The 19,245-nt window shown below is 63.9% G+C and carries 14 protein-coding genes; 5 read left to right on the forward strand and 9 right to left on the reverse strand.

Annotated features, from left to right (window positions below):
* Window positions 1–89 precede the first annotated feature (89 nt).
* Window positions 90–1,925 (forward strand): S10 family serine carboxypeptidase-like protein, encoded by a 1,836-nt coding sequence (locus BJG93_RS32675; protein WP_027194592.1) that lies wholly within the window; start codon window positions 90–92, stop codon window positions 1,923–1,925.
* Between the two features lie 51 nt (window positions 1,926–1,976).
* A complete protein-coding gene (locus BJG93_RS32680) occupies window positions 1,977–2,375 on the forward strand; it encodes a hypothetical protein (RefSeq protein ID WP_027194593.1) in 399 nt (132 codons plus the stop codon).
* A gap of 99 nt (window positions 2,376–2,474) precedes the next feature.
* Here BJG93_RS32680 and BJG93_RS32685 read toward each other — a convergent pair whose 3' ends face one another.
* The 4 genes from BJG93_RS32685 to BJG93_RS32700 form a co-directional block, all read right to left on the reverse strand.
* The gene (locus BJG93_RS32685; protein ID WP_027194594.1) at window positions 2,475–2,888 is read right to left on the reverse strand and encodes a VOC family protein; all 414 of its coding nucleotides are present in this window, start codon (window positions 2,886–2,888) and stop codon (window positions 2,475–2,477) included.
* Between the two features lie 120 nt (window positions 2,889–3,008).
* A complete protein-coding gene (locus tag BJG93_RS32690; protein WP_027194595.1) occupies window positions 3,009–4,253 on the reverse strand; it encodes a metal-dependent hydrolase family protein in 1,245 nt (414 codons plus the stop codon).
* A 56-nt stretch (window positions 4,254–4,309) separates the two neighbouring features.
* On the reverse strand, window positions 4,310–5,677 hold the full coding sequence (locus BJG93_RS32695; RefSeq protein ID WP_027194596.1) for an MFS transporter: 1,368 nt from the start codon (window positions 5,675–5,677) through the stop codon (window positions 4,310–4,312).
* A gap of 223 nt (window positions 5,678–5,900) precedes the next feature.
* Window positions 5,901–6,380, reverse strand: a complete 480-nt coding sequence (locus BJG93_RS32700; RefSeq protein WP_027194597.1) for a helix-turn-helix domain-containing protein — start codon at window positions 6,378–6,380, stop codon at window positions 5,901–5,903.
* 339 nt (window positions 6,381–6,719) lie between these two features.
* Here BJG93_RS32700 and BJG93_RS32705 point away from each other — a divergent pair, with 339 nt between their 5' ends.
* Window positions 6,720–8,834: a glycoside hydrolase family 28 protein gene (locus BJG93_RS32705; protein ID WP_027194598.1), complete on the forward strand. Its 2,115-nt coding sequence runs from the start codon at window positions 6,720–6,722 to the stop codon at window positions 8,832–8,834.
* 159 nt (window positions 8,835–8,993) lie between these two features.
* Here BJG93_RS32705 and BJG93_RS32710 read toward each other — a convergent pair whose 3' ends face one another.
* Window positions 8,994–10,067 (reverse strand): AI-2E family transporter, encoded by a 1,074-nt coding sequence (locus BJG93_RS32710; RefSeq protein ID WP_027194599.1) that lies wholly within the window; start codon window positions 10,065–10,067, stop codon window positions 8,994–8,996.
* Between the two features lie 454 nt (window positions 10,068–10,521).
* Here BJG93_RS32710 and BJG93_RS32715 point away from each other — a divergent pair, with 454 nt between their 5' ends.
* Entirely contained in the window at window positions 10,522–11,763 is a 1,242-nt protein-coding gene (locus BJG93_RS32715; protein ID WP_027194600.1) for a hypothetical protein, read from the forward strand.
* A 42-nt stretch (window positions 11,764–11,805) separates the two neighbouring features.
* Here BJG93_RS32715 and BJG93_RS32720 read toward each other — a convergent pair whose 3' ends face one another.
* The gene (locus tag BJG93_RS32720) at window positions 11,806–12,594 is read right to left on the reverse strand and encodes a hypothetical protein (RefSeq protein WP_034477498.1); all 789 of its coding nucleotides are present in this window, start codon (window positions 12,592–12,594) and stop codon (window positions 11,806–11,808) included.
* Between the two features lie 370 nt (window positions 12,595–12,964).
* Here BJG93_RS32720 and BJG93_RS32725 point away from each other — a divergent pair, with 370 nt between their 5' ends.
* Window positions 12,965–14,551 carry a phospholipase D family protein gene (locus BJG93_RS32725; RefSeq protein WP_027194602.1) on the forward strand — a complete coding sequence of 529 codons (1,587 nt, stop codon included), beginning with the start codon at window positions 12,965–12,967 and terminating at the stop codon, window positions 14,549–14,551.
* A gap of 19 nt (window positions 14,552–14,570) precedes the next feature.
* On the opposite strand, the gene BJG93_RS32730 is transcribed toward BJG93_RS32725, so the two are convergent.
* The 3 genes from BJG93_RS32730 to tssH form a co-directional block, all read right to left on the reverse strand.
* Window positions 14,571–15,125 carry a hypothetical protein gene (locus BJG93_RS32730; RefSeq protein ID WP_027194603.1) on the reverse strand — a complete coding sequence of 185 codons (555 nt, stop codon included), beginning with the start codon at window positions 15,123–15,125 and terminating at the stop codon, window positions 14,571–14,573.
* A gap of 127 nt (window positions 15,126–15,252) precedes the next feature.
* A complete protein-coding gene (locus tag BJG93_RS32735; RefSeq protein ID WP_027194604.1) occupies window positions 15,253–15,636 on the reverse strand; it encodes an SHOCT domain-containing protein in 384 nt (127 codons plus the stop codon).
* Between the two features lie 585 nt (window positions 15,637–16,221).
* On the reverse strand, window positions 16,222–18,912 hold the full coding sequence (tssH, locus tag BJG93_RS32740) for a type VI secretion system ATPase TssH (RefSeq protein ID WP_027194605.1): 2,691 nt from the start codon (window positions 18,910–18,912) through the stop codon (window positions 16,222–16,224).
* Between the last annotated feature and the right edge of the window lie 333 nt (window positions 18,913–19,245).

Genomic DNA, 19,245 nt, shown 5'->3' on the forward strand with positions numbered 1-19,245 from the left:
CCGAGTGCGGTGCGGGTTATTCGATCTCCAACGCGCGCGACCGGCGAAAAGCGGCCTTTGTGTAGCGGTATCACTCACCAGGGAACGAGATGAAACCAGACAGAAGGAATACCGACGATGGTCGCGTCCGTCGTCATGGCCGGCTAGCCGCGCTCGGTGCGCTGACACTCGGAATCGTCGTGCTGGCCGGATGCGGCGGCAGCGACGGAGGGTCGTCGGCATCGACGGTACCGGGCAGCATGGCGCAGGTCGCCAATCAGGCGCAAGCCGCGTCCGCGCCGCAAACGCCGGCCGCGAATCAGCCCTACATCGATCCCGTTACTTATTCGACGAGTGCGACCTCCGGCATCGCCGCGTCACTGGTCGCGGAGAAAGCCGCGATCATGCATTACCAATGGACGTCCGGCAGCACCACCGTCAACTACACGACGACCACCGGTCACCTGACCGCCATGGATCTGACGAGCGGCGCACCCGAAGCGACGATGTCCTACGTCGCCTACACGGCGCCGAGCACGAATGGCCAACCGCGCCCCGTCACGTTCGTCTATAACGGCGGGCCGGGCTCGTCGTCGATCTGGCTGCGGCTCGGGTCGTTCGCGCCGACGCGCGTCGCGACGACCGATCCGCTGCTGAACGGCACGAGCTGGCCGAACTACCCGCTCGTGAACAACACCGAGAGCTTGATCGACACGACCGACCTCGTATTCATCGATCCGCCGGGCACGGGCCTCTCCGAAGCGATCCTGCCGAACACGAACCAGACCTACTGGAGCACCGATGCGGACGCGAACATCATGCGCGACTTCATCATCCGCTACCTGACGGTCAATTCGCGCAGCAGCTCGCCGATCTATCTGTACGGTGAATCGTACGGCACGCCTCGCACGGACATCCTGGCGCTCGCGCTCGAGTCGGCCGGCGTGCATCTGACGGGTATCACGCTGCAATCTTCGATCCTGAACTACTTCGCGGATGCGATCGAGGCAGTGGCGATCACGGGTTCGACCGATCAGCTCGCGCTCGAAACCGATACGCTCAGCGGCTACATGCCAGGCTATGCCGAGGTCGCGGCGTACTACAACCAGGTATCGCCACCGCCGGCGAGTCAGGCGACCTACGCGCTGCGCAGCGAGGCCTTCGTGACCGCCAACTACAACCTGTTCAAGAATTATTCGCTGTACTGGACGTTGAGCCAGCTTGGCGCGCCCACTTTCGCGGGACCGCCGAATTTCCCGCCGACGTGGCTGGAGCGGATCTGGGACGCCGAATCCGGCCTCACGTTGCAGGCGATGCAGGGCTACTTCAACATCAATCCGTTCAACCTTACGCTGGTGCCGGGCTCGACGATCGGCCGCTACGATGGGCGTGTGTCGTTGCCCAACTCGGATCCGCGTCTGCAGAGCGATGGCGATCCGTCGGACATCCTGATCTCCCAGCCATTCACCAATGCGTTGGCGACGCAGATGCCGGATTACCTCGGCTACACGGCACCGAACGCGGCGTACATGCCGCTGAACGACGCGATCATCCAGGTGTGGAACTTCTCGCACGGTGGTCAGCCGTTGCCCGACACCATCCCCGATCTGCTCGGCGCGCTGACGCTCAATCCACAGCTGAAGGTGTTGGCGGAAAACGGCTTCCACGATCTCGCCACGCCGTTCTTCAATACCGAGAAGCAGCTCGCGCGACTCAAGACGGTGCAGGGTCTCAACCCGAATCTGCAGGTCAACTTCTTCCAGGGCGGGCATATGATTTATCTGGATGACGTGGCGCGCCCGCAGATGAAGGCCGATCTCGTCGCCTTCTATGGCGGCATGCCGATAGCAGGCGCACTCACGCTCGCGACGCTGCCCAAGCCGTGGGGCGACGAAGCGCCGGCCGCTACGCCGACGAGCGAGGCGGTCGCCGCGGCCGCACCCTGATCGATGGTGGTTTCGCTTCGCGCGAGACCCTCTGACTACCTTTTATGGCGAATGATCATGTCTTCAATCGATATCTTGCGACGTGCGCTAGCGTTGTTCGTCCTCGGTGTGTCGGCCGGCAGTGCCCACGCGTTGCCGCCTCAGCCGGTGGCGCCCGTGACGCTACCCAACGGCGGACACGGCGTGGACGGTCCGTTCTTTCCTCGCAACCGTGCCAGCGCGGTGGCGCCGACAACCGGTTCGACGCTGCAGCAGCAGGCTCAGCAGCGCATCGAGAACCGGCTGGGCGTGAATTCGGTACTCAGCAACGGCTCGTCGATCACCAAGGCCCAGGCGCAAAGCAATGGCCTCGGCTATATCGCCAGGCATTTTGACCAGATCGATACCGCGCATTCGGGCCGTGTGACGTTGAACGACGTCAGGCAGTATCTGCAGCAGCATCAGCAGTAAGAGTCTGTTAGGCCATTCGGGCGGCCTGGCGGCCTGCGGCGCGTCGCGATCATGCGACGTGCCGTCGGCCGTAGGCGGCTACGCGCGGCGCCCGCGCGGTCACTTGCCTGCCGCCGCCTGGATCATCTTCCATCCATTGCCCGCCGGATCGCGAAAGCCCGCATCGACGCTGCCGAAACGATCCACCGGCTCCTGCGTGAATTCCACGCCGCGCGCCTTGAACTGCTCGTAGCTCGCGCGACAGTCGGCAACGGACAGCACCAGTGGCGGCATCGCGCCCTTCGCGACCATCGCGCGCAGCGTTTGCGCGGTCGCTTCGTCGTGGACCGGCGGCCCCGGCGCGAACAGTCCCAACTGGAAAGACGGCTGCTCCGGATGCTGGACCGTGAGCCAGCGGTACGCACCGTTGCGCACGTCCGTGTGGACACGAAAGCCGAGCTTGTCGACGTAGAACGAAAGCGCCGCGTCCTGATCGTCGACGTACAAACCGACCACATTGACACCCTGATTCATGATTCCTCCCTGGTTGAGGACTCGACTGTATCGCTGGCCACGCGGCGGCGCTTCTCCAAAACTGCGATCGGCGCGATCGTATGTGCTGTCGGCGGCGCGACAAACGGCTGGCGCGCCGGTTCAAGGCAATTCGTTGAATTCGACCCGCCCGCCCTTCATGACCAGCGGGATGTGCTCGCCCTGGCCGCTCAGGCAGCTCAAGTCGCGCAACGGATCGCCGTCGACCACCAGCACGTCGGCATAGGCGCCCGGTGCGAGGCGTCCCAGCTTACCGGTCATGCCGAGAATTTCGGCGCCGATGGTGGTGGCGCTGCCGATGATCTCGGCCGACGTCAGCACTTGCGCGCGGATCGCAAACTCGTCGCTTTGCATACGATGGCCCGGGCCGAGCAGATCGGTGCCGAAGCCCATCTTGACTCCGGCGCGCCTGAAAATTTCCAGCGACTTCAGGCCGGATTCACGCACGATGTCGATCTTGGCCGCGCTCTCGGCCGATAAGCCATAGCGCACGCCCTCGATATGCAATGCCTCGTACGTCACCAGCGTGGGCACCACGTACGCGCCGCACTCGGCCATCAGAGCGGCGGTCGGTTCATCGATCAGATTACCGTGCTCGATGGTGCGCACGCCGCAGCGCACCGCGCGCTGGATCGATTCAGCGGTATACGCGTGCGCCATCACGTAGGTGCCGCGCGCTTGGGCTTCGGCGACGACCGCGCGGATTTCGTCCTCCGAATAGCCGAGCGCGCCGATCGGATCGGTCGGCGACGCGACGCCGCCGGAGGCCATGATCTTGATCTGGTCCGCGCCCATCTGTAGTTCCTCGCGCACGGCACGGCGCAACGCGTCTACGCCGTCGACCACCCGACTCAACGCACCGACGCGCACGCAGCAGTTGCAAGGCGCGTCGCCGGGCAGGAAGTCCGTGCGCGCGCGCCCGTCGCCGTGACCACCGGTTTGGCTGAGCGCGCGCCCGGCAACGAACAGGCGCGGCCCTTGCGCGAGGCCCATTTCGACCGCTTGTTTAAGTGCGAAGCCCGCGCCGCCCGCATCGCGTACGGTCGTGAAGCCGCGCCGCAGCATACCGCGCATGATCGGCAGCGTCTTGAGGGTGACGAATACGTTGGGCATGTTCACCTGGCTCGGCAAATCGAACTGCGTCGCGACCATGTGCGCGTGCAAGTCGATCAGGCCCGGCATGATGGTCTTACCCTCGAGATCGATGATCCGTGCGCCGTGCGCGTCGATCGGCTGCTGCGATACCGCCTTGATGGTGTCGCCTTCGACGAGCAGATCGTGGCCCGGCTGCAATGCGGCTTGCAGCGGGTCGAGTAAAGCGCCGTTCTTGAACAGGATGCGGTCCATATGTTCTTCCTCGGGTTGCAGAATGCGAGCCCGCGATGCGCGGGCTGTGAGCGACTTCAGCGTTTCAGGCGCATCGCGGCAATTTCTTCCAGTGAACGGCCGCGGGTGGGCACGCCCATGATCAGAACGGCGAGCGCGCCGATGATCAGCACCAGCGTCGTGCCGCCGAAAACCCCGCCGAAGCCGAGGCGCGGGTAGAGATAGCCGACGAGTATCGGCGCGGCGATCGCGCCGAGGCGTCCGATTGCCGAAGCGACGCCCATGCCGGTCGCGCGCACATCGGTGGGGAACACTTCGGGCGTGTAGGCGTAGACGCCGGCATAAGTCCCGTTCATGAAGAACGACAGCAAAAAGCCCGACATCAGAATTTCCGCATCGCTGTGCGTGAGCGCGAGCCCTAACGCGGAGAATCCGCCTAGCGCCATGTACGTCACGATCGTCGCGCGGCGGCCGATCTTTTCATTGAGCCATGCGCCCGAGAAGTAGCCGGGAATTTGCGCGAGGTACATGACCAGTGAATATGAAAAACTGCGCGTGATCGTCATGCCGCTTTGCACGAGCAAACCCGGAATCCAGGTAAAGAACGCGTAGTAACTGAACGTGATCGACAGCCACATCAACCAGGCCATCGCGGTGATGCCCGCCAGCTGGCGCGACCATAGCGCCTTGAGTTTGGCCAGTGGCGTGGCGCGCGCGACGGCGGCCGCAACGCTCGCCTCGGGCGCTTGCTCCGGCAACAGCGGCAAGCCGGCGGCGCGCACCACCGCTTCCATCTGGTCGACGATCACCGCCGCTTCGGCGCTTCTGCCGCGGCTGTCGAGCCAGCGGGGCGATTCGGGCAACGCGCGCCGCCACCACAACAGCATGACGATCGGCAACGCGGTGATCACCGAGACGATACGCCAGGCGTCCGGCGCGAGCGGTATCACCAGATAACCGAGTATCGCGGCGGCGACGAAGCCGAACGAGAAGAATGCCGCCAGACTGCCGGTGAATGCGCCACGGTACTTGCGCGCGCAGAACTCCGAGAGAAAGGGCGCGACGATCGCGCTTTCGGCACCGGTGCCGACCCCGGCGATGATGCGCATCGCCATGAAGAAAGGCCAATCCTGCGCGGTGGCGCTGATCAGCGATGCGATGCAGTAGATGATCAGTGCCGACACCATGACTTTGCGCCGTCCTATCACGTCACCGAGGATGCCGGCGAGCGCGGCGCCGAAGAAATAGCCAATGAAGGTGCCGCTGCCGAGCACGCCGGTCTGCACGCTGCTCAGATGCCACTGGTTGCGCAGCACCGGCAGCATGAAGGCCAGTACGGCGGCATCCATCGCATCGAACACGTAGCCGAGTCCTCCGAGCCACAGCAGTTTCCGATGAAACCTCGAGTACGGCAGGCGCTCTATGCGCGCGGGAATCGTCGACATGACTCGCTTCCAGAAAGGGCTGCGCCGTGGCGCCGGGCATGGTCGAACGAGTATAGGTAGGCGAAATGGGCGGGTCTTGGCTGGAAACCGCATCGATGCTGCGGATTCCGGCATCACGGCGCCGCCTGCCGCGCTACGTCAAAGCGCTTCGCAGACGCAGCGGGACATGAAGTCGCGTCCGAACCGAAAGCCGACCCGGCCGAAAATCGCATCGGTACTGCGGCTATTCGCTGGCCACGCGGCGACGCTTCTTCAAGACTGCGATCGTCAGGTGCGGGCGTTGCGCGGCCTTCAGCATGCACGCGGGCACGCGATCGAGTGCAGCCTGATCGGCGCGTGCCCGCACGCGCATCCCGCTCGGGCTCAGGCCGGTGATGTCGCGAAAGATTCGGCCGAACGTGCCGAGGCTTTCCCAGCCGGTCGCAAACGCGATGTCCGTGATGGCGAGCTCGGTGTCGCGCAGCAGCGTGATGGCCTGCTCGATACGGCGCGTCAACAAATAGCGGTGTGGCGGCACGCCAAACGCCCGCTTGAACGAACGCGCGAAGTGCGCTTCCGACACGCCGCTGACTTCGGCCAGGCGCCGCACCGGCCAGGCTTCGTGCGAGGCGGCGTCGATGCGGTCTTTCGCACGCAGTAGGCGACGCAGCAGCGCCGGGTCTTCGAGTGCGTCGGCGCGGCGCGTCCGGGTTGGCTTGGTCATCGAGTGGCAGGCCTAGTGTTGATCGGAATACACACTACGGCCACTCGCCGTGGCCGCAGCGCGAGGCCATTGTTGCATGCCTCTCTACGAATTCCGCGTCACCGGCTGCGATCAACTCTTCCTTATAGGTTGTCGTACAACTGCCGGGTAGTGATAAACGCATCGACCTCCGCTACCCTTCCAAAAAATCCTATTCGCTAGGCAAGTCCGGGTAAGTACTGCATGTACGTAGACGCAGCCTTCACCTAAGATTCGTATGTCGTCTTACAACTTTCCGTGCCTTTCACCCGGCCTGAACGCGTCCAAACGCTCGCATTCTTTAATAACAAGGATGACCCCATGCTTTACCGAGTCACCGTCATGGCATGCCTGACCGCGCTGCTCGCGGCTTGCGGCAGCGGCGATAATGCGCCGCCCGCGTCGACCACGAGCAGCACCACGCCGCCGGCATCGGCGGCGCCCGCCGCCTTCAAGGTCGGCACCACCGCCAACGACCCCAATCTGCCCGCGGCACCGCAACTGCCGAGCGCCGACCAGGTTTGCAGCACACTGGAAGCCAGCAACAACCTCGTGAGCCAGCCGAGCGGCGCACTCGGACCCGAAGCCGACAACGGCGCCACGTCGGCGATCCTGAATCCGGACCAGGCGCGCATCCAGGCCGCGCTCGACGCCTGCGGCGCCGCCGTGGATGCTCAGGTCGGCGCAGCGATCCAGGCCGCGGACGCAGCGGCCGCCGCATCGCAAACCGCGGCCGCCGTGCCGAACGTCAACATCAAGGGCGCGTCGGCACAAACGCTCGCGGCCTCGCAGTATCGCGCGACCAAGTTCGCGGTGCGCCTCGTCGTGTCGAGCACCGGCGCGGGCAACGCCTTCATCACGGGCCCGCTGACACTGCCCTCGGGCGTGACGCTGTGGATCGACAACGGCGTGACCGTCTACGCGACGCGTGACGTCATGGCCTATTCGCCGAACGCGGCCGGACCGTACTGCGCGAACACGGCCGTCAGCTCGACCAAGGCGGGTAGCTCGGGCAACTGCCTGCCGCTGATCGGCGGCAGCTACCTCGTCAACTCGGCGGTGGTCGGCGGCGGCACCATCGACAGTCGCGCGGCATCGGAAATCACCACGTCGAACAGCCTTTATCCGCTGATGCGCGTCGACCTGAGCTGCACCAACACGTACGTCGCCTACAAGGCGGGCACCCAGGCCCCGGACGGCACTGCCTGCGACGACGGCGGCACCTTCGTGAACTCGAAGGCTTCGGCGCGTCACATGACGTGGTGGGACCTCGCGTGGCTCGGCAACATGGTCGAGAATGGCACGACCGGTGTCGGCTCGCAGTCGAACTTCCGCATGATGGTGCTCAACTACGCGAAGAACCTGACGCTGTTCGGCATCACGCTGCACAACAGTGCAAATTTCCACGTCGTGCCGAGCGGTGTGGACGGCCTCACAGTGTGGAACGTCAAGGTGCAGACGCCGTCGGCATCGGCCTCGGCTAACCCGGCTGGTAACGGCAACCCGAACTACCTGGGCATGGTGCCGACCGTCGATACCGCGAAGAACACCGACGCGTTCGACCCGGGTTCGGCTTCGAAGCCGGTCACGCAGGCACTGGCGACCGGTAGCACCACGACCTCGTCGGCCGGCAAGATCGCGTTTGACGGCTATCTGAAGAACGTCGTGTTCGCGTACAACTACATCAGCACCGGCGACGACGATATCGCGATCAAGGGTTCGAGCAACCCGAGCCCGGCAGGCTCGGGGCTGTATGGTGTCGACGGCAATCGCGACGTCGCGAGCGATCGCAAGTATGGTTTCGTCGTGGCGCACAACCATATTTACGCGGGTCATGGCGTGTCGGTCGGCAGCGAGACCAATGCGGGCGTGACGAACATCCAGGTGTACGACAACTCGTTCGATGGCTCGGAACAGGCGCTGCGCATCAAGTCCGACTGGGCGCGCGGCGGTCTCGTGACGAACGTCAACTACAACAACATCTGCATCCGCAATAGCGGCCAGGCGCTGTTGTTCACGCCGTACTACAGCACCAAGGCACTGTCGAATCCGACTTCGCCGCTGTATCCGGACTTCCACGACATCACGCTGTCGAATATCCACATCATCGGTGGCACGTCGGCGATCTTCGAAGGCTTCCAGGCGAACTCGGGCGGCATCGCGCACGCGCAGATTCCGCTCGGCATGACGCTGAACAATGTGCTCGCCGATTCGCCGGACAACGTCGCGGTGACCGCATCCGATGCGAATCTGACGCTGAACAACGTGAATCTGCCGATCTTCCCGTCGGCCGCGAACCGTGTCGTACTGAACGGCTCCGCGTCGCAGCAACTGAGCACCGCGAAGGCGGTCGATTGCAGCGCAGCGTACGTCGACTTCCCTGCGATCGGCGACGCTTCCACGACCGGCCAGACGTGGGCGGGTTCTTCGCAGTAAGCATCGGGCAGTAAGCGCTCGGCGCTGATGGCAATAGCGTGCGGCGATGGTGAGCCGCACGCGTCGAGGTAGACGTTTTCATTCAACGGCCTGTGCGGACTATTCCTCACAGGCCGTTTTCATTTGATGCGCTGGGTGGACGACGCGCTCGCCGCCGCTTCAGGCGGTCTGCTCGGTCTTGCCGAAAGCGAGCCGGCCGTTTTTCGACAGCAGCACCGCCACCGGCCGTGTCATTTCGAACTCGGAAAAGATGATCGTCATGCTGGCCGTGATCGGCACCGCGAGAAAGGCGCCCGGCACGCCCCACAACGCCGACCACACCGCCATGCTCGCAAGAATGGCGAACGGGCTCAGGTTCAGGGAGTTGCCCGTCAGATACGGATCGAGGATGTTGCCGATCACGAAGTGAATCGCGCTCAGCGACACGAGTACGACCAGGATCGAATTCAGCTCGCCGAACTGCAGCACCGACATCAGCACCGGGAACACGATCGCAAGCACCGAGCCGATATACGGCACGTAGTTGAGCAGCGCGGTCAGTATCGCCCACAGGCCGGCGAACTCGAGGCCGACGCTGCGCATCGCAAGCCAGCAGAGCGCGCCGAGCAGCACGCCAAGAAACGTCTTCAGCGCAAGATACGCGCCGATGCGCCGGTTGATGTCCGTGACCACGCCGCGGATGCGCGCTGCGTTGGCCGAATTGGCGGTCATGTTCGTCAGCTTTTCGCCGAAGGTCGTGCGCTCGACCAGCAGAAAACTCGCATACAGCACGATCACGAAGAGGTCGATGATCACCGACGACAGCGAGGCCAGCATGCCGGTCACCATCGCCTGAATGTTCAACTGCGTGAGCATGTTCCGCCGCAGCGATTCCCAGGTCGGCTCGCTTTCGAGGTGCAGCAGGACCGAAATCTTGTGGATCATCAGCAGGACCGAGTCCTGGTAGCGCGGCGCGAGCGCGACGAGCGCGTCATAGTTCGCGACGAGCATGTCGACCGCGAAGAAGATCGCGGCGCCGATCAGGAACATCGAGAGTCCGTAGCGCAACTGGACCGGCAGCCGCGGGCCGATCACCGGAATGCGTTGCAGCAGCCGCGTGAAGTCGACCACCACGTACACCGCGATCGCGCCGAACACGATCGGCACGAAAACCACGCGCCCGATGTACAGCACCCAGCCCACAATTAGCACCAGCACCACTACGCATACGGACGCTTGCAATCTGTCGGTCATCGGTCAGTGCTCCATGAATCCGCAAACAGGTGCGCCGCAGGATCAGCCGAGGATGAAAGCGATGGCCGCGCGCCCCGCCCGCCGTACGGTCCCCTGCACAGCGGGTCGCGCGATGGGCAGCATCGATCTTCGCACAGAACGATGACGGCTCATATAAAAGCGCGACAGATCGTTCCGTCGGCCAACTCCAGGGACACCTCGAAATGCGCCATCAGAATGTCGCGAAACGTTGTGATGCGCCGGACTCGCTCGCGAAACCATCTGCTACGCTGGGCTAGATGGTTTCGATCCCCTGACGTGATCCGACTCGAGCGCCTACGCGACCCGGTGGCAGCGCACGGCCGATTCCACGCAGTGAAGCCCGCGCCGCGCGCGTCCGTACGGTGTCCGCGCTTTGCGTGTGCGTGACGTTCGACTTTACGCATACCTCTCACTTCACGGCATGGAGTATGAGATGCTGCAACGGCTGGGTTCGCGATTCGTCGTAATCGGTCTGGTGTTGACATGCGCCGCTTGTGGCGGTGGTGGTGGCGGCGGCAGTACGGACTCAGGCAGCACCGGCTCGAATGGCGCGGCCGGCGCGACCACGCCCGCATCGAGTCCAACACCGGCGTCGAGTCCGTCGAGCGCATCCGACGCGAGCGCCACGACGCCCAAGCTCGCCGCCGCGACGCCGATCATCGACGGCACGACGCTCGGCGGCAGCAACTGGCCCGCGGGCGCCACGTCATCGGGCGGGACCGGTCAGCCCGTCAGCGGACTGAACTGCGCGTTGCGCAGCACCGCGTACACCTACGCGCATCTGTCGATCTACCAGAACGGGCAACTCCTGACGCTGCCGCCCAACATCGGCATGGTCGAGCCGACCATGACGGCGCCGACCGGCTGCGCCTATCCGGTGCACACGGTCGATTCGAGCGGCAAGATCCATATGGACGCGACGACCGGCGCGACCTATACGCTCGGCCAGTTCTTCTCGATCTGGGGCGAGACGCTGAGTGCGTCGAACGTGGCGGGTTTGACCGGCTCGCCGATCGCGATCTACGTGAACGACGGCGGCACGCTCACGCAATATACGGGCGACCCCGCGAGCCTCGTGCTGACGCCGCACGCCGAAATCACGATCATGGTCGGCACGCCTGTCACACAAGTGCCCACCTACACGTGGACCGATCCGCCGCCGTTCGATCCGAACCCGGTCACGCTCATCTTCGGTGGCGTGGTCGGCAGCTCGTTCTGGCCGAACGGCACGACCTCGACGGGCGGCACCGGCACGCCGGTCGACGGCCTGACCTGCGCGCCGGACATGAGCGTGCTGTATCACGTGCACGCGCATCTCGCGATCATCAAGGACGGCCAGTGGCTCGCGTTGCCGATGAATGTCGGCATCCTGTCGCAATGCACGTATGAAATGCATACGCACGACAACACCGGCATCATTCATATCGAAGCGCCGAACCTCAAGACCTACACGCTCGGCGAGTTCTTCGATATCTGGGGCGAGCCGCTGACGAACACGAACGTCGCGGGTATCACCGGCGACGTAGTCGCGTATATCAATGACAACGGCGACTCGCGCCGCTACATGGGCGACTTGCGCAATATCGAGCTGACGTCGTTGCGTGACATCACGCTGCAAATCGGCACGCCGCCGGTGAGCACGTTGGCGACGTATTCGTGGTACGAGCCGCAGTGACGTCGGCAGAAAGCCACGTCACTGCGCCGCCGTCGCGCGGCTTCAACGCGGCGTACCCGAATGCCCGACGCCGCCCGGCGGGCGCGGCACGACGCCCGCGACGGAGCGCGGCGCCGCGTTCGCGACCAGAATCATCGCCGCGCCGGCGAGACCGCTCGAGACATGCTTCAACGCATGGCCGGCGATCAGGTGATGCGTCAGATCCCATACCTGCCAATCGAGGCTTTCGAAAATTTTCGCGACCCCGTAGAAGACGATCACGAGCGTCCACGCGAACACGCCGTCCACTTTGCGCGTGAGCGTCATACCGACGATCAGCATGAGCCCGCCGAACTGAAGAATCGCGTAAGGCCACAGGCTGTTGAACACGAGCCAGTAGCCGACGGTGGCGGGCGACACGACCACCATGATCAGCATCTGCGCCCAGCCAACGCGCTGTGCGCTCCACGACGTCCATAGCATCGCGAGGATGCCGGCGAACACGATCGTCATCGGCAGACGATCCCACACCAGCGTCGCATCGTTCGGCGCCATGTGGTAGTAAGCCGAGCCGAACGCGGTGAAAAGCAGCCCGGACGCGGCGACGACCATACCGGGAAATTGCGCCGGCTGGCTCGACGCATGCCGCCCGACCCACCGCAGACTGAGCACGCCGGCGATCAGAATGACGAAGTTCGACAGCACGTCGGACGCATTGTGCAGTGGCCCTAACGAGCGTTGATCGGCGAAGTGGTGATACGAGGCCGGCTGCGCGAGCGGCCAGATCATCTGCAGCGCGGTGCCCACCACGAAAAGCAGCACGCTAGCCAGCAGCAAGCGGGAGATCTTCACGTTGCTCGACTCCAGAGTGAGCGAAACGCTCGAAGGCCCCAGAACCGGACCCTTTACGCTGACGCCGAGCGGATCACCCGGGACCGCGCAGAACCCGCGCGGTCGATCCGCGGCCGGGTTTGCCCTCCGTGCGAATTCGCCCAGCCTGCCCGTATCATCGGACAAAGCGCTTTGCGCAACAAGAGCGTCGACCGGCGCGCCGATGGGCTTGCGCTCATAGTATTCTTCTCAGCGAATGCAAGCTGCATGCAAGAATCCGCGCGCCATTCCACTACCAGGATGTCGAGCCAAGCTTTGTCGAGCAACGCCACGCGATGTTCCGATTCTAGAACCGGCCGGGTCGCGCGACCCAAAGGAAGACCTGGACTCCATGCAAGCGCAGACACACCACCCGTTGTTTACATCTCGGCAATGGAGGGGCGCGCTGTGCGCGCTGCTGTGCGCGAGCCTGCTCGTCGGCTGCGCGCCGTTACCTTCCCTCGAGGGTCGCAAGGAGTCGCATGCATTGCCGCCGGCGGCGGCCGCCAGCACGGACCTCGGTCGTGCGGTCGCGCCCGGGCTCGCCGCACACGCGGGGCTGGCGGGCATTTATCCGCTGTCGGATGCGCATGTCGCGTTTGCCGCGCGGATGGACCTGGTCCGTTCCGCGCAACGCACCCTCGACATCCAGTACTACATCTGGCGCGACGACCTGACCGGCACGCTGCTGCTCGAACAGATCCATGAGGCAGCGGACCGTGGCGTGCGGGTGCGCCTGTTGCTCGACGATCTCGGCATCGCCTCCGCGCTCGACCCGACGCTCGCCGCGCTCGACGCGCATCCGAACATCGAGGTGCGCCTGTTCAACCCGTTCGTCGTGCGCAGCCCGAAATTCCTCGGCTTCTTGACCGACTTCTCGCGCGCCAATCGACGCATGCACAACAAGTCCCTCACCGCCGACTCGACCGCGACCATCCTCGGCGGCCGCAATATCGGTGACGAGTACTTCGACGCCACCGACGGCGTGGTGTTCGCCGATCTCGACGTACTCGCGATCGGGCCGGCCGCGGCCGACGTGTCACGCGATTTCGACCGCTACTGGGCGAGCGCGTCCGCCTATCCGGTCGAGAAGATTCTGCCGCATGAGAGCGTCGATGAACTGGCCGCGCTAGAACGCAATGCGCAGGCGATCGAGCGGGATCCGGCGGCCGCGGCCTATATTGAAGCGCTGCGCGGTCCGCGCGTCGTGCAAAACCTGCTCGACGACAAGCTGCCGCTCGACTGGGCCAAAACGGAGATGATCAGCGACGACCCTGCGAAAGGCCTGAACAACGCGCCGCCGGAAGCACTGATTGCCCACCAGTTGCGCGAAGTGATGGGCCAGCCGACCCACTCGCTCGACCTCATATCCCCGTACTTCGTGCCGGCGAGCACGGGCACGCAGTATCTGAACGGGCTCGCCGCGCAGGGCGTCGACGTGCGCGTGTTGACGAACGCGCTCGAAGCGACCGACGTCGTCGCCGTGCACTCGGGCTATATAAGGCGGCGCGTCGAGTTGCTGCAAAACGGCGTGCATCTGTACGAATTGCGGCGCGTGGCAGGCGTCGCACACAAAAAAGAACAGTCGCCGGGGCCGTTTGGCAGCTCGGGGTCGAGCTTGCATGCGAAGACCATCATCGTGGACTCCCAACGGGTCTTCGTCGGTTCGTTCAATTTCGATCCGCGCTCCGCGCATCTGAATACCGAGCTTGGCCTCGTGATCGACAGCTCCGATCTCGCGACGCGGGTCGATCGCAAGTTTCTCGCGCTACTGCCCAAGGTCGCATATGCGGTGCATCTCGATGAAAATGGCAAGCTGTATTGGATCGAAACGAATGGCGACGTCGAAATCCGCCACGACACCGAACCGAATACGACGTGGTACGGACGGCTCGGTGTGTGGATGCTGTCGATCATGCCGATCGAGTCACTGCTGTAGCACTGCTGTAACCCGCAACTCAAAATCGCCGCAGATCGCGATCTCGCAATGGATCGGGCGTGCGCTGCGTCTCGCGCAACACGCCACTGGTGTCGAATGCGAAATTGAACAGCATGGGGTGGATGTTGCTTTCGGTGTAACGGTATGACCAGACTTCGCGCTGCGAGAGTCGGAAAAATTGCGTTTGCACGGGGCGGCCGAAATTGATCAGCACGTCCTCGCGCGTCCATTTGCCGATTTCCGCGCGATTGAATTCGCTTAGCTGCAAGACCTGACGCACGTTGACGATCTTGCCTGCGGCGTCGACGTCGGCGGCGACGGTGGTCGAGCCCATCGGCTGGGTCGGCCACATCAGCCGGCGGCCGCCGCCCGGCAGGTCGTAGACTTCGCGCGGCGGGCCCATGCGGGCGATGATCGCCGCTTGATCCTGGCCGGCCTCGAATTGCTGCCACGGTTGCGCGCATGCCACCAGCATCAACGCCGTCACGCACGTGAGCGCGGCGCGGCGCAAAACCCGCGACGCACGTGCGCTTCGCGCGGCAGACTCCGAAACGCGGGCGAAGCGGGTCGGCATGGGTTGCTCCGGTTGCGTCTGGAAACCTGGCCTCATCGTCGAACGGGAACCACCCACCGCGAAAAAGCCGAGGCAAGACAGCCTGCGCGCACCCGCTCGCTGATGGCTGCAATCAGCGACTTGCGGCTTACTGCACAAGCTTCGCGCGCAGACGCGTGTGTTCTTCGTCGGAAATAGAACCGGATGCTTTCAGCTTGTCGAGCTTCTCGATTTCATCGGCGACACTGAAGCCCACCACATTGCGCAGGTCTTCGCGCACCTGCCTGGCCCGCGCCTGATCGCGTTCCGCCATGCCGCGGTGCTGGGTGAGCAGATACGCGAAGATGCCGATATACGGCAGGATGATCAAAAAGATCACCCACAGAACCTTGCCCCACCCGGACACGTCATGGCGGCGGAACAGGTCGCTCGACACCGTGATCAACAACCAGAACCACAGAATAAAAATGAAGATGGAAAAAACGTCGGCCAGAAAATTCGGAAATGTGAAACCATCATTGAAGAAGAGCATTGTTGTTCTCCAGTCATTCCGGTTGCAATTGAAAGGCTTAACGGATTTCGACCTATGGCTGCTGCTATGGATGGCGCATCGGATCAGCAACGCAGCGCTGAAAACTTAGCTTGACGGCATGTTAAGTGGGTACGCGCGTCTGTGCGGGCTGTATGAAAGAGATGCATCAGGTTCGACGGCTCGTTTTGAAGCCAGAAGGCTGCTGTTCGGCACATGTTTCATTTGTCATCCTCGCGTCGGCGGGCAAATGCGTAATGCGGACCTTTTTGTCTTTATAGCTTATCGCGATCGAGTAACGCGAGCAATTTTTAAGGATTCCGTTCGATTGACGATTTCTGCCGACGCGGCGATCACGCCGCGTGGCATTAAAGATGCATGTGAACGCAAAGTCAAAACCGGCGCTTTTGCGCGGCAAAAGTGATGCCAAAAAGAAGCGTTTTCGATGCATCCATTGAACGCTCGCTCCACTCGCGCCGTTCACTTTCGTAAGCGAACCGAATAAATCGTGGAATATGCGTAATCGGCTAGCGCAAGCCGGTCTTTCGCTTGCCGGGCCACGGCATACGCGGTGGTGGAGAAAACCGGCTACACGTAGGACGATCGGAACGCGAGCGCGTCATTGGGCGCCGCGACTGGATCGATCACCTCGATCGTCACATGCGTGATCGCGCTTTTCGCTGCAACCGCATCGAGCCACTGCGATGCGAGACGCGGCAGCACGTGCTGTTCGATAAAGCCGATCAGAAGACGCGCACCGGTCTCCTGCACGAGGCAGCGCCCGACGATGTAGTCGATCACCTGTGGCGCATAACTCAGCGCGATACGGTTGTTGTCCGCCATGCGCCGAACCACCCGATCGAGATGCAAGCGCACGAACTGCGCAAGCGAATCCGAGCCCAGCGGACGATAAGGGACCACCGTCACGCGTCCGAGGAACGCAGCCGGAAACACCTTCAGCAATTCCGGCGAGAGCGCCGAGCGCAGACCGTCGATGTCCGGCGCAAGCAATTCGTCCGCGCATAGGCTCGCGGTCAAATCGGAGCCGACATTGCTGGTCATCAGGATAGTCGTATTGCGGAAATCGATATAGCGACCATCGCCGTCTTCCATGTAGCCCTTGTCGAGCACCTGGTAGAACATTTCGTGCACGTCGCCGTGCGCCTTTTCAATCTCGTCGAGCAGCACCACCGCGTACGGACGTCGCCGCACCGCTTCGGTCAGCACGCCGCCCTCGCCGTACCCGACATAGCCAGGCGGCGCGCCCTTGAGTCCCGAGACCGTATGCGCCTCCTGGTACTCGCTCATGTTGATCGTGATGAGGTTCTGCTCGCCGCCATAGAGCGCCTCCGCCAATGCGAGCGCGGTTTCGGTCTTGCCGACGCCCGACGGCCCCGCGAGCAGGAACACGCCGAGCGGCTTGCGCGGGTCCGCGAGCCCGGCGCGCGCCGTCTGCACGCGCTTGCCGATCTGCTGCAATGCGTCGTGCTGGCCGATCACACGCGCCGCAAGCGTGGCGGGCAGCACCTGAACGGCGCTGACCTCGTCGGTGACCATGCGTCCGACCGGAATACCGGTCCAGTCAGAAACGATGTCGGCGACGATCGCTTCGCCGACTTCCGGGAATACGAATGGCGTGCCCGCCTGCAGCTTCGCCAACGTCTGCTCCAGCTCGCGCAATGTCTGCAGTGAGGCCGCCGCGCTATCGGGCGCGTCGGCCTCAGCTCCGGCTTCGGTAGCGCGCTCGCTCACCAGGTCGCGCGCGCTCGCCAGCGCTTTCGCCACCTCGGACTGCGCCTGCCAGGCGGCTTCGACAGCACGTTCCTCGAGTTCGAGCGTCGCGATGTTCGCGTTGACGTCGACCAGCGCCGTCTCGCCGCCGAGGCCGATGCGTGCCTCGTTGGCGAGCAGCTCGGCTTCGACGCGCGCGGCTTGCAACCGCTCGCGAATCCGCTGCAATTCGCGCGGCGGCGCATGCTGCGACAGCGCGACGCGCGCGCAGGCGGTGTCGAGCAGGCTGATCGCCTTGTCCGGCAATTGACGCGACGGAATATAGCGATGCGACAGTGTCACGGCCGCGCGAATCGCTTCGTCGAGCACCACGACGCCATGATGGTTCGCGAGCGTGCGCGCGAGTCCGCGCACCATGTCGATGGCGGACGGTTCCTCGGGCTCGGCGATCTGCAGCACCTGAAAGCGCCGCGTGAGCGCCGGGTCTTTCTCGATGTGCCGCTTGTACTCGGCCCACGTGGTCGCGCCGATCGTGCGCAATGTGCCGCGAGCGAGCGCCGGTTTCAGCAGGTTCGCCGCATCCCCGGTGCCGGCCTGACCGCCCGCGCCGATCAGCGTGTGAATCTCGTCGACGAACAGCACGACCGGCGTCGGCGACTTCGCCGCCTCCTCGAGCACCGACTTCAGTCTGGCCTCGAACTCACCCTTCATGCTCGCGCCGGCAAGCAGCGCACCGACGTCGAGGCTCAACAGCCGCAGGTCGGCGAGTTTCGGCGGCACTTCGCCAGCCGCGATCGCGCGCGCGAGCCCTTCGACGACCGCGGTCTTGCCGACCCCAGCGTCACCGGTCAGCAGCGGATTGTTTTGGCGCCGGCGCAACAGCACGTCGATCATCGTGCGAATCTCGACCTCGCGGCCAACCACCGGATCGATTTCACCGGCCCGCGCGCGCGCGGTCAGATCCGCGCAGAACTGCGCGAGTGCCGCGCCCTTCGCCGATGCCGCGAGCGCACCGGACGCCTCACCCGGCACCGCGGACGAAAAGTCGCTCCGGTCGTAGGCGGTGTCCGCCGCTTCGGGGGAACCTGCAATCCAGGCCGGCAACGCGTCGTGAAGTCCGTCGAGCGCGATCTTGCCGAACTCCGGCGAAATGGCCAGCAGCAAGCGCCGCAACTCCGGCGTCTCGACCAGCGCCGCGGTCAGCCATGCGCCGCGAATCCGATGGTCGCCGAATGCCAGCGTCGCGACCACCCACGCGCGCTCGATCGCCGCCTCGACGTGATGCGAGAAATCCGTGAGCGCGCTCGCGCCGGACGGCAGCGCGGCGAGCGCGGCCTGCAGATCCCGCTCGAGCAGTTCGCGGCTGATGCCGCAGTGTCTGACGATGCGGTGCAGGTCGCTATCGGATTGCGCGAACAGCTGATGCAGCCAGTGCACGACCTCGATATAGGGGTTGCCGCGCAGCTTGGCGAGCGCCGTCGCGGATTCGATGCTCCTGAAGAGCGTCGCGCCGAGCTTGCCGAACAGCGCGTGGCGTGAAATGGACATGATGACGTTGCAGGTAAAGATGTTTGTACCGAAAAGGCGCGACTTTGCCCTGACATCTGGCGCACTGCGCACAGATGTCCGAACAAGCCCGCAGCCAGACTGATCGAGCGACAAAGCATAGCCGTTCGGTCGCCGCATGTATTTGGGCCGTCGCCCATATTCCGCGCGAGTTGCGCGAAGTAGCATTCACATCTTTCAGGCGCCAGTCCGCAGTTTCGCTGGTGATTCATTTATTCCTGCGGCGAGAGACTTTGACGAATGCACGCTTTCCAGGCAGATCTGATTCGCTGTTGGCGACCGGTCACGCCATGACTGGATATCAGGCTCGCTGGG

The sequence above is a fragment of the Paraburkholderia sprentiae WSM5005 genome (assembly GCF_001865575.2).
Classification (GTDB): domain Bacteria; phylum Pseudomonadota; class Gammaproteobacteria; order Burkholderiales; family Burkholderiaceae; genus Paraburkholderia; species Paraburkholderia sprentiae.

Excerpts from the sequence above, each read along its gene's own strand:
- BJG93_RS32675 (WP_027194592.1), top strand. The coding sequence starts at position 90 with ATGAAACCAGACAGAAGGAATACCGACGATGGTCGCGTCCGTCGTCAT.
- BJG93_RS32680 (WP_027194593.1), top strand. The coding sequence starts at position 1,977 with ATGATCATGTCTTCAATCGATATCTTGCGACGTGCGCTAGCGTTGTTC.
- BJG93_RS32685 (WP_027194594.1), bottom strand. The coding sequence starts at position 2,888 with ATGAATCAGGGTGTCAATGTGGTCGGTTTGTACGTCGACGATCAGGAC.
- BJG93_RS32690 (WP_027194595.1), bottom strand. The coding sequence starts at position 4,253 with ATGGACCGCATCCTGTTCAAGAACGGCGCTTTACTCGACCCGCTGCAA.
- BJG93_RS32695 (WP_027194596.1), bottom strand. The coding sequence starts at position 5,677 with ATGTCGACGATTCCCGCGCGCATAGAGCGCCTGCCGTACTCGAGGTTT.
- BJG93_RS32700 (WP_027194597.1), bottom strand. The coding sequence starts at position 6,380 with ATGACCAAGCCAACCCGGACGCGCCGCGCCGACGCACTCGAAGACCCG.
- BJG93_RS32705 (WP_027194598.1), top strand. The coding sequence starts at position 6,720 with ATGCTTTACCGAGTCACCGTCATGGCATGCCTGACCGCGCTGCTCGCG.
- BJG93_RS32710 (WP_027194599.1), bottom strand. The coding sequence starts at position 10,067 with ATGACCGACAGATTGCAAGCGTCCGTATGCGTAGTGGTGCTGGTGCTA.
- BJG93_RS32715 (WP_027194600.1), top strand. The coding sequence starts at position 10,522 with ATGCTGCAACGGCTGGGTTCGCGATTCGTCGTAATCGGTCTGGTGTTG.
- BJG93_RS32725 (WP_027194602.1), top strand. The coding sequence starts at position 12,965 with ATGCAAGCGCAGACACACCACCCGTTGTTTACATCTCGGCAATGGAGG.
- BJG93_RS32730 (WP_027194603.1), bottom strand. The coding sequence starts at position 15,125 with ATGCCGACCCGCTTCGCCCGCGTTTCGGAGTCTGCCGCGCGAAGCGCA.
- BJG93_RS32735 (WP_027194604.1), bottom strand. The coding sequence starts at position 15,636 with ATGCTCTTCTTCAATGATGGTTTCACATTTCCGAATTTTCTGGCCGAC.
- tssH (WP_027194605.1), bottom strand. The coding sequence starts at position 18,912 with ATGTCCATTTCACGCCACGCGCTGTTCGGCAAGCTCGGCGCGACGCTC.